Raw genomic sequence first — 11,254 nt, forward strand, 5'->3', positions numbered from 1 at the left:
GAGGTGGTACACGGTGAGGACGGTGGCACGGATGCGGCTTCGGGGCGTTGGGTCCTTCCCCAGCCGATTCGGGGCCGCGTCATGAGCTTCGAGGACGACGAGTACTGGGCGGACGAGTACGACGAGTACTCCTTCATGCCCAGCTCCGCGGTCAAGCAGGAGAAGCACTACACCAAGCGCACCGCGCCGGACCCGGTCATGCCCACGCGCCGCCGCGGCAGTGCCGGCCCGGACGACTCGTCCCGCCGGCCCGGGAAGGCGCCCTTCGACGCGGAACGGCCCAGCTGGCTCGACGACCCCGACTTCGAGCCGATCGACACTTCCGTCGACAACCTGGTCGGCGACGAGTTCGACGACATCGACTTCAACCGCCCCGAACTCGGCGTCGACTTCGACAAGCCGGACTTCCCGATCGTCGACCCCGCGGCGCGCCCAGAACTACGGCGAGGTCCCGCGAGCCGGCGTCGCGGCGGCGAAAATCGCTATGACCGTACGTCCGACGCGCGCCACGGTGACGACCGCGAACCGTCCCGCGCCGACCGTGGCTACGCGGCCTCCCGATACCGGGACGACGGCTCCGACCGCTGGGCTGACGGCTCAGACCGCTGGGACGACACCCCGGAACACCGGGACCGCCGCCGTGACGAACCCGCCGGTCCGCGGGAGCGCCGCCGCGACGACGCGCCGTCCCGGCCCGAAGCGCGCTGGGACGACCGGGACATCCCGGACGACCGCTGGGACGACCGTGGCCGCCGCCCGGGAACCGGTGACACCCGCGGCGGCCGGGGTTCCCGCACGGCCTGGGACGGACGTGAACAGGACGTCCGTGACCCGCGGGCACCCCGTGACGACCGCGATCCGCGTGACACCCGCCCGGCCCGCGACGACCGGGACCCGCGTGACCTTCGTGTCCCGCCGGGCGACCGCGACCTCCGTACCGGCGACCGTGACGTCCGCTCCGAGGACCAGGGCATCCGCTCCCTGCCGGGAGACCGCTCCCTGCCGGGAGACCGCTCCGCAGCCGGGGACCGCGACTTCCGTTCTCTGCCGGACGACCGCAACCTCCGGGACGTCGGCGGACCGTTGGAGTCCCGCGGGGCGCGAGACATCCGTGACGCTCGCCAAGACTCGCGGGACGGTCGGCCGGACCCGCGTGAAGGTCGGCTGGACCCGCGGGACGAGCGGCTGGACCCGCGGGACGACCTCACGGGCCGCGGGCGCCGGAGTGTCGAGATCCGTGCCGACGAACTCTGGGACGAGGGCCGGGTCAGCCGCGGCCGGGCCGACGAACGCTGGGAGACCGGCGAGACGCCGCACGACGACGACCGTCCGGGCATCGGCCGCACCATCGAGCTGGGTGCCGACGAATACTGGGAAGAGCAGCCGGCCCGCGATGCCGAGCGGCGCCGTGACCAGCAGGGACGTACCGCCAGTGGGCGTGCCCGCGCCACCGGGGCCTGGGAGGACGACGACTTCGGCCCCATCCGCCCGCCCGGTGGCCGCCGCTCCCGCCGTGACGAGGCCGACCCCCGGCGTTCTGGTCCGGTACGCCGTGACGACTACGCGGTCACCGGGCGCGCCCAGGTGCCGGCGCCGGGCTCCGACGGTTTCGACCAGGGACTCGGAGCGGGCGACGAGTCGTACGACCGCTACCGCCAGGACCGCGAGCCCCGCCGGGAAGCCGTGCGGCCCGTCGAGGCGGACGCTCGTCCCACCGCGGACCCGGGCACCCCGGACCTGGGCATCCCGGACCTGGGCGAACGCCGTCCGACCGGGGCCGGGGCATGGGCCGACGACCTCACCACGGGCCGCGGCGGAGACGATCCCGAGCTGGCGGCCCGAGACGCTGACCTTGGCCGGGGCGTCCGCGCCGAGGTCCCGTTCCCAGGCGCTCAGGTCGTGGCGACCGGCGGTACGCCGCGCACCGAGCACCGTGACCTGCCGGGCCGGGCCGACGCCGCCGCACTGGCCGAGGCAGACCGGGCGAACGCGGACCGGACGAACACGCAATGGGCCGCCACGGAGCCGGCGAACACGCCATGGGCCGGCGGGGAACGTGGACAGACGGACGTTGCCGCTGCGGAAAGGACCCGCGCCGACGACGGTGGCTCGGCCGGGCGTCCGGCTCAGGATCCCGGTACCGGGTCGCGTGACCTCAGCGACGGCCGTGACTTCGGCGACGGCCGTGATCTCAGGGACGGCTATGCCACAGCGCCCGCTCCCACGGCTTCCGAACCGGATGACGGTCCTACCCGTGACATGGCAGGGCGCGGTCCGGCGGGCGGAGCCGGGGAGCCCGGCAGCTCGGAGAACAGGGGCGGGGCCGTACTGAACGGTGCGGGCGCCGACGGTTCCATGGCGGCCGGCGCCGGCAATCCGGCGACGGGCACCCCGGCAACGGGTGCGCCACAGTACGGCGCGCCGACAGCCGGTGGGCCACCGCACGGTGGGCCCATCCCCGGTGTGCCGCAGCAAGGTGCGCCGATGCCCGGACCTGGTGTGCCGCAACACGGTGCGCCGATGCCCGGACCTGGTGTGCCGCAACACGGTGCGCCGATGCCCGGACCCGGTGTGCCGCAACACGGCGCGTCCGTGCCGATGGTGCCGCAGCAGGACGCGAACGGCTGGGGCATGCCTCAGCAACAGCCGTCGGGTGCCGCTGCCGACGGTGGTTACCGGACCGCTGGTCCCGGCGTCGGCGGGCGGGACGGGAATGGCGAACCCGCGGCGCCGCACGGCAGCGGGCCGGGCGCGGCAGAGCAGGGCGACCCGGGGAGGAACGACCGGAAGGGGCGCGGCGGATGGCGGTCCGCGGTGGCACGCCTCGTGCCGGGGCAGCGGGGGTCCACGCAGGCCGAACCGGCGGTCGACCTCGGTAGCCGGGACGGATCGCACGACGGTCCCGGTCAGGCCCCGCATCCCGGCGCGACGCAGATGCCGCCTTCCGGAACGGGCGTACCTGCTCCGGGTGCGGCGGACTCCGGGCCGCGGGTGCTCCGGCGCGCGGAACCGCCCGTACCGCCGAAGGTTGTCAGCACCGCCACACCGCCTCCCGTGCCGCGCGTGGTCAAGGCCGACCCGCCGGTTGCGCCGCGGGTCCTCGCGGCGCCCGCCCCGGTTCCGCCGGCGCGCGTGATCGGGCCGAACGGGGCCCGGACGCCCGCCGAGTCAGGGGCCCAGGACCCGGACGCGGCTCCGGGCGGGAACGCCGCCGCCGCGTCCGACGGCAACGTGGTAGCCCAGCGTGCCCCCATCGCCGCACCTCCCGCCCGCGACGCAGCGGGAAGCCGCGACTCCGGTCCGGTCGCCGCACCGGACAGCCGCGACCCGGCGGCCCACCGCGGCCCCGGCCCGATCACCGCACCGGACAACCACCAAACGGCGGCACACCACGGCCCCGGCCCGGTCGCCGCACCGGACGGCCTGGACCCGGCGGCACACCGAGCTTCCGGTCCGGGCGATGCCCGATGGGCGGGTGCTTCCGGGGCCGGTGGCGGCCGGCCGGGGTATCCCGGTGCCGAGCAGCTGAGCCCCTACACCACCGGCGAGATCCGGCGCGGGGACGGCGGCTACCCGGACGAGGCTGGGCGCGCCGATGTTCCGCAGCAGCGGGCCCGGCGGTCGCCGCGGGCGGCTCACGTGTTCCTCTCCGAAGGGGACGGTCCGTGGGCCATCGTGCCGGACGAGGCGCAGCCGTCTCCCGGTGCGCGGCCGGTCTCCCCGGCCCGGCCGGTGGCACCCGGCGAGTGGGCACCGGCCGCGAATGCCGGGGGGCCGGCCGGTCAGCCGTCACCGGCTGCCGCATGGCCGCCCGCCGTACGGCCGGTTCCCGCCGGGACGGCCGAGCAGCACGTGGTCCCGGGTCCGGGTACGGCGCCGTATCAGCCCGGCCGGCCTGCTCAGCCCGCTGTTCCCGGTCAACTCGCTGCTCCGGGTCAAACGGCTGCTCCGGGTCAACCGGCCGTTCCGGGTCACCCGGCCGTTCCGGGTCACCCGGCCGTTCCGGGTCACCCGGCCGTTCCGGGTCACGCGGCTGCTCCGGGTCAACCCGGTGGGCCGATTACGCCGGGCGTCGGCGAGCAGCCCACCGCGGCCACGGCCTGGCCGCCCGCCGCACGTGCCGGAGGCGTTCCGATGCACGCCGCCGCCGACGCCTGGCCGCCCGACCGTCCCGGGTCCGTCACGCCCGAGGTGGGCTCGCCGCGGCATGGCGAACCGCCGGTCGCCGGCAACCCGGCGGGTACGCCGACCGGCGGATGGCCCTCGGTCCCGTCGCACGGGCCCGGGCCGCACTCGCAGGGTGGTCCGCGATCGGGCCTCACGTCGCCGCAGGACGGCCGGCCCGACGTGCCACTGGCAGATGCCTGGAACGGGCCGGCGGGAACTCCGGCCGCACCACATTCGGCACCCCCGATGGCAGCACCGGCGGCACCACGTCCGGCCGGGCCGGCTCCCACCTCGGGCGGGCCGCACACCTCGTGGAACGGCTTCGGGCCGCAGTCACCGGCCGGACCGGGAACAGGCCGGCCAAGCGGCTCCGCACCGGGACAGATGCCGGGCATGCCCATGCCCGGACAGACGCCAGGCATGCCCGCGCCGGGACAGACGCCGGGCATGTCCGTGCCGGGATCCGGCCGGCCGGCTGGCCCCGTGCCGGGACAGACGCCGGGCGGCAGCGCTCCGCGGTCGGCGCCGCCCGCGCCGACGTCGGGTGGTCCGCGGGCGGCCGCGGACAACGGTGTCACGCCTCAGGCGGGCGCCGGCTGGAACGACGCCACGCCGCGATCGGCACCATCCGTACCAGGCCCGGTTTCCCGGGAGCCGGGTCCGATGGCCGTCCGGGACGGTGTCACGCCCGCGTCGGCGCTGCCCGCCGGCGGATGGAACGCCGCGTCCCCGTCCACCATGTCCCCGGCGCCCTCCGCGGCGGCCGTCACCCCGGTCAGCGGGAATCCCGCGCCGGGGCGGGCCTCGCATCGCGCCGAAGAGCGCCCGGAGGCCGGGAACGGCACCGCCGCGCCGCACGGTGCTGTCCCCGACGTTTCCCGGCCCAGTGGTTGGAACGCGCCCACGCCGCAGGCCGCAGGTGAGCCGGTGCGGCCGGACGGCCCTGATGGTGCCGGAGAACCAGTGGCCCGAGGCCCGGAGACGACCGCAACTGTTTCGGCCGGGACACGTCCGCCGATGGCGGGCCCGACCGGCGAAGGGCCTGCCGTCGCCATGGCGGGGCCGACCGGCGAACGGCCTGCTGTCGCCACGGCGGGGCCGACCGGCGAACGGCCTGCCGTCGCCATGGCGGGGCCGACCGGCGAAGGGCCTCCCGTCGCCACGGCGGGGGCGACCGGTGAACGGCCTGCCGTCGCCAGCCCCGGTCCGGGCGGTGCGGGGACGGTGCCCACCGGTGATGCCGGGCGGGAGAAGCTCGGATTCCCGCTGGTACGCCCGGCGCCGGAGGATGCCGATCGGCCGTACATGGATCCCGACGGCACCCTGCACAACCTGAAGCCGATCGCGCGGCTCGCGACGTCGGGGCCGGACACCGAGCCCCGGCGGTACTCGGACACCGCGCTCGGCAGTGGGTGGTTCGTCAGCAAGGCGCCGGCGAAGACGGACGGGACCGGCTCGGGCGAACCAGCCGGTTCCGGAGCGGTGGGGACGAACGGCAGCGACACCGCCACATCCGGCGGGAGGGGCAACGCCGGCGGCGCGGCAGCCCCGGGCGAGGGTGACCGATCGCCGGGCACGGAGACGGGGACCGGAACCGGCGCGGACAAGACCGGCAGTCCGGGCGGCCACGCCGGGCAGGGTGGTGACCCCGCGGCCGGCAAGGAGGAACCCGGCGGCGAGGAGGGGCCCACCGGCAAGGAGCGGCCCACCGGCACGCGACAGGCCACGAACAGCGGCACCGACGGCAGCATGCCGGGTGACGGGAAGCGGGCCGGTGACGCAGCGGCCGAGAAGCCCCGAACCTCCGGCGGAACCCCGTGGGACGGCAAGGCGGTGCTGCAGGGCCCGGAACTGGCGCCCCATCTGCCGCTGACCGCGGCCGACCTCTCCGCCATCCGGTGGCGGCTGGACGGGGCCACGCTGCGCGAGGTCGTCGACAACCGCGATGCTCTGCGGGAGCTGGGCGAACGCCTCGACGGCCCGCTCGCCGACGAGGCGGACAACATCGTCAAGGCAGGGCTTCTGAGCGTACGCGCGGAGGTGTATCGCCTGCTCGGGGAGCTCGGCATGGCCGCGGCCGCGAGCCGGCTGGCCCTGGCCCATGCCGAGTCGGCACACGATCTGCAGTCGATGGTGATCGCGCAGGCCGAGCTGGCGCATGTGCTGCGGCTGCGGGGCGACTACATGGAGGCCGACCGGCTGTTCCAGCGGGCGGTGGAGGCCGACGTGTCGCCGGCGGTGCGCAGTGTGGTGCACGAGAACGCCGGGCGCAGCTGTTTCGACCAGGGCCGGCACATGGAGGCGCTGGATCACTTCGCGCGGGCGGTCCGGCTGGGCGCGGCGGAGGACACCGACCTGGTGGAGCGGATCGGCGTCTGCCTGGAGGCGGTCTACATCCACGTGCTGCGGGACGGCTGGGGTCCGTACCCCAGAAGGTCTCCGGAGATCTTGACACCGCTGACCGGGCGTCCGGCTGCGGACGGTGTGCCGGGGGACGCGGTGGCGCAGTAGTGGAAGGGGTCAGGCCGCGCGGCTGACGGCGGGCAGGTGGGCCATCATGCTGCGGCCGCGGCCGCCCTCCTTGGCCCGGTAGAGGGCCGCGTCGGCGGCTTTTTGCAGGTCGTCGGCGGTGTGGGCGTGGTCGGGGGCGACCGCGATGCCGATGCTGAGGCTCGGTGGGCCGCAGGGCAGGCCGGTGGTTTCGCGGACGCGGGTACGGACCAGCTCGACGAAGCGGACGGCGGTGTAGGGCGCGGCGCGGAGCAGCACCGCGAACTCGTCGCCGCCCAGGCGGGCCACCATGTGTTCGCGGTCGTGGGCGGCGTCGCGGAGGGCGTCGGCGACGGTACGCAACGCCTGGTCCCCGACCGCGTGCCCCCACGTGTCGTTGATCGTCTTGAAATGGTCGACGTCGATCATGACGAGGGCCAGCGGGTCGTCGGGTCCGGCGGCACCGACGGCACGGCCGAGTTCGGCGTCGAACGCCCGCCGGTTGGCCACCCCGGTCAGCGAGTCGGAGGTGGCCTGGCTCTCCAGGACCCTGCGCAGCCGGTCGTTGCGTTCCCGCAGGCCGGCGACGACGACGGCGGTCATCGTCATGGCCACCGTGATCGCGATCCAGTCGAGGAGAGCCTGGGCGCTGTCCTGGTACTGGAACGCGGTGAGAGCGTGCCCGGCGGAGATCTGCACGAGGGTCAGGGCGATGATCGTACGGTTGAGGAACATCGCGGCGTACAGCAGCGGCCACAGGTAGAAGAGCTGCGGTCCCATGGTGGCGTCCTCGGTGACCACGTTCAGCCCGGTGACCACGCCCGCCGCCGCGAACGGCATCAGCAGCCAGAACAGCCGGGGCAGGGTTGCCGGGCGGCGCAGGCAGGCCAACCCCACCACTAGCATCGCCATCGAGGTGACGCCGAGCGCCATCAGTTCAGGGAGTGGGTCGCCCAGCTTCATCAGCACGCCGGTGACGAGGTTGTACGGCGCGGCGGCCAGCATCAGGTAGGCGACGGCACGGGCGGCGCCGTGCATGTCGCGCAACTGATGGGCCAAGGCATGCTCCTCCGAGTCCGGTCCGAAACCACCATTCGGTTCGGATGGCCCTCACCTGAGGTCTTCCCCTGTGGGGACGGAGCCCAGCCGGGTGCTACTCGGTGCGCAGCGCGACGACCGGGTCGAGGCGGCCGGCCCGCTGGGCGGGAACGACGCCGAACACGATGCCGACAGCCGCGGACACGCCGAAGGCCAGCGCCATCGACCACCAGGTGAGGGCGGCCGGGACCGGGCTGAACCGGTCGACGAGGATCGCCGTACCGCCGCCGAGCGCCATGCCGAGGATCCCGCCGGTCGTGGTGAGCAGCACCGCCTCGAGGAGGAACTGGACGCCGATGTCGCGGGGCCGGGCGCCGACGGCCTTGCGCAGGCCGATCTCCCTGGTCCGCTCGCGTACCGACACGAGCATGATGTTGGAGACGCCGACGCCGCCGACGAGCAGGCTGATCCCGGCGATGGCGGCCAGCACGCCGGTGAGCACACCGAGGATGTCACCGAGCACGCCGAGGATCTGCTCCTGGGTGACGGCGGAGAAGTCGGTGTCCGGGTGGCGGTCGGCGAGGGTCGCCACGACGGCGTCGGCGAGTTCGCCGATCCGTTCCCGGTCGGGGGCGCGGATGGCGATGCCGTCGATGCGTTCGGTGCCGAGGAGGCGCTGGGCCGCGGTGACCGGTACGTGCACCTCGCCGTCCCGGTCGACGCCGAGGCTCTGCCCGAGTGGTTCGAACACGCCGATCACCCGGAACCGGACACCACCGATGGTGACCTGCCGGCCGATCGGGTCGCGGTCGCCGAAAAGATCGCGGGCTGTGCCGGCGCCGAGCACCGCCACCCGGCGGCCGGTGCTGACATCGGTCCTGGTCAGGTAGCTGCCCCGGTCGAGCCGGCGGACGAATACGGTCGGCGTGGTCTCGAGGACGCCCTGCATGCTGGCGAACCGGGTGCGCGAGCCGGCGCGTACCGTCTCGCCCGACGCGATGGTGACCGCGACCCGCGTCCGGTCGCCGACCACCCGGTTGATCGCGTCGATGTCGTCGAGGGTGAGCGGCGAGGAGGTCGGTGCCGAACCCGCCTCGATCCGGCCGGGCACGACCAGCAGCAGGTTCGAGCCGAGTCCTTCGACCTGGTTCTCGATCTGCTGCTTGGTGCCGGTGCCGATGGCGACGAGGGCGACGACCGCGGCCACCCCGATGATCACGCCGAGCATGGTGAGCATGCTGCGCAGCCGGTTGGCGCGCAACGCGTCGAGGGCGACCCGCCAGGCCTCAGCCAGCCGCACTGATCAGCCCGTCCTTCATCACGATCTGCCGGTGCGCGCGGGCCGCGACGTCCCGGTCGTGGGTGACCAGCACGACGGCGACACCGTCGGCGTTGAGCGATTCGAGCAGGGCCAGGACGGACTGGCCGGTGACCGAGTCGAGGTTGCCGGTCGGTTCGTCGGCGAGCAGCACCGACGGGCCGGTGACCAGAGCGCGGGCGATGGCGACGCGCTGCTGCTCGCCGCCGGACATCTGGTTGGGGCGGTGCGTGACGCGGTGGGCGAGGCCGACCCGTTCGAGCATGGCGGTGGCGCGTTCCCGGCGTTCCCGGCGGCCGACACCGCGGTAGACCAGCGGCAGCGCGACGTTGTCCTGCGCGGTGGTGCGGGCCAGCAGGTGGAAGCTCTGGAAGACGAACCCGATGGTGGTGTTGCGCAGTTCGGCCATCTCGTCGGGGCTGAGCTTGCTGACGTCGCGGCCGCCGATCAGCAGGGTGCCGCCGGTCGGCCGGTCGAGCCCGCCGAGCAGGTGCATCAGCGTCGACTTGCCGGAGCCGGAGCTGCCGACGATGGCCACGTAGTCGCCGGGTTCGACGGTCAGCGACACGCCGCGCAGCGCGGACACCGAGACGCCGTCCAGGTCGTAGGTGCGGCTGACGTCGTCGGCGACGATCGCGGCGGTCACGGTGCCTCGTCGCCGGCCGCGACCTGGTCGGCCCCGGCGACGACGACCCGCTCGCCCGCGCCGACGCCGGAGACGATCTGCACGGTCTCCTCCCCCTGCACGCCGAGGCGGACGGGCACCGCGGTGTAGCGGCCGTCCCGGACCGTCCAGACGGTGTCGCGCCCGTCGGTACTGACCACGGCCGACGCCGGGACGGTCACGGCGCCGGTGGCCTGCCGGACCTTCAACCGGATGACGGCGCTCATGCCGGGCCGTGGCACCGGTGCGGCCTCCCCGCTGTCCGGATAGGAGCCTTCGCCCAGTTCGAGACGGACCCGGTACGAGACTCCGCCGCGCGCCGAGGTGGTGGGCAGCAGGTCAACGGCCTTGACCTTGGCCGGGTAGGCGGCGCCGGGTGCGGCGTCCAGTTCGATGTCGGCGGCGACGCCCGCCTCGACGAGCAGCACGTCGGTCTCGTCGACCTCGGCGGACAGCCCGAGCCGGGCGGTGTCGACCACGGTCACCACCGGTGTGCCGGCCGCCACGTATCCACCTTCCGGGACGGCGACGTCGACCCCGGGCGCGGTGCCGCCGGAGACGGTGGGCACCTGCCCGCCCTCCAGCAGCCCGGCCAGGGAGCTGCCGCCGCCGCTCTGCGCCGGGCCGCCGAGTTGCACCACACCGGCCACCGGCGCCTTGAGGGTCAGCGCCTCCACGGCCGCGTCGGCCAGCGCGTACGCCTGCTCGGCCTGCAACCGCTGGGCGGCGGAGAGGGTGCCCATCGCGCGCCCGAGCGAGGCCACGCCCCGCTGAACCGACCGCAGCGCCGCCGCCGAGGCGTCCGAGGCGGTCTCGTAGTTGCGTTCGGCCGCGTCCACCTGGTCGGTCAGGGCCTTGCGGGCCTGCGGGTCGGCGATCTTCCCGGCGGCGGACCGGGCCTGCTCGAACGCGTCGGCGGCCTGCTTGTCGGTGCGCCGGCGGACCGCGGCGAACTCGGCCGTCCCGCCGACGGTCACCGCCGAGCCGGACGGCGCCTGTTCGACGGCGTCCCGCGCGGCGTCGCGCCGCCTGGTCAGCTCGGGCGAGTCGATGACGGCCAGCACGTCGCCCTTGCGGACCTGTTGGCCGGGTTCGGCGTACAGCTCGCGAAGGGTGCCGGCGGCTGGCGCGGTCAGGGTCGCGGAGGTGCGCGCGGTCACCGAGCCGGGCGCCTCGACGATCTCGTCGACCGTGCCGACCTCGGCGTTGCCGAGCCGGACGGGGCTCGCCTGCTCGTCGCAGGAGGCAGCGGTCAGCGGGAGCAGCACCAGGGCACCGGCGGCGACGATCACTGCACGTGAGCGGGCGTGATACACAGCCGCCACTCTATCCCGATCTACCATTCAGGCTCGCCGATGGCAGATCAAAAGCCTCATATCGTACGGCCACGAGGAGGTACCGGGGCCACACCGCGACGCGGGCGCCGGGTCCGGGCCGACAGCGCGACCGCCGGGCATATGCGGTGATCACCGGCCGGCCCGCACCGCTGACTCGAAAATAGGTGAGTAAGTGGGCAGGCGGCAGCGCCCGGCGTAGCGCAGCGGAGCCGGGTGAGGTCGGGTTGTTCAGGCGGCGGT

4 protein-coding genes and 1 pseudogene are annotated in these 11,254 nt (G+C 74.8%); 1 reads left to right on the top strand and 4 read right to left on the bottom strand.

Going from position 1 to position 11,254, the window contains the following annotated elements; all coding sequences use genetic code 11:
* The first annotated feature begins 81 nt into the window (after nucleotides 1–81).
* Nucleotides 82–6,678, top strand: a complete 6,597-nt coding sequence (locus AB0G04_RS22810) for a hypothetical protein (RefSeq protein ID WP_360986012.1) — start codon at nucleotides 82–84, stop codon at nucleotides 6,676–6,678.
* 9 nt (nucleotides 6,679–6,687) lie between these two features.
* Here AB0G04_RS22810 and AB0G04_RS22815 read toward each other — a convergent pair whose 3' ends face one another.
* From AB0G04_RS22815 to AB0G04_RS22830, 4 genes and pseudogenes are all read right to left on the bottom strand, one after another.
* On the bottom strand, nucleotides 6,688–7,716 hold the full coding sequence (locus AB0G04_RS22815; protein WP_360986015.1) for a GGDEF domain-containing protein: 1,029 nt from the start codon (nucleotides 7,714–7,716) through the stop codon (nucleotides 6,688–6,690).
* A 94-nt stretch (nucleotides 7,717–7,810) separates the two neighbouring features.
* Nucleotides 7,811–8,995 carry an ABC transporter permease gene (locus AB0G04_RS22820; protein ID WP_360986018.1) on the bottom strand — a complete coding sequence of 395 codons (1,185 nt, stop codon included), beginning with the start codon at nucleotides 8,993–8,995 and terminating at the stop codon, nucleotides 7,811–7,813.
* Nucleotides 8,991–9,659, bottom strand: a pseudogene (locus tag AB0G04_RS22825) (ABC transporter ATP-binding protein); the annotation flags it as partial. The gene AB0G04_RS22820 and the pseudogene AB0G04_RS22825, both read right to left, overlap by 5 nt.
* A complete protein-coding gene (locus tag AB0G04_RS22830) occupies nucleotides 9,656–10,993 on the bottom strand; it encodes an HlyD family efflux transporter periplasmic adaptor subunit (RefSeq protein WP_360986021.1) in 1,338 nt (445 codons plus the stop codon). The gene AB0G04_RS22830 and the pseudogene AB0G04_RS22825, both read right to left, overlap by 4 nt.
* Nucleotides 10,994–11,254 lie beyond the last annotated feature (261 nt).

It is taken from the genome of Actinoplanes sp. NPDC023801 (assembly GCF_040639655.1).
In the GTDB taxonomy this organism is placed as follows: domain Bacteria; phylum Actinomycetota; class Actinomycetes; order Mycobacteriales; family Micromonosporaceae; genus Actinoplanes.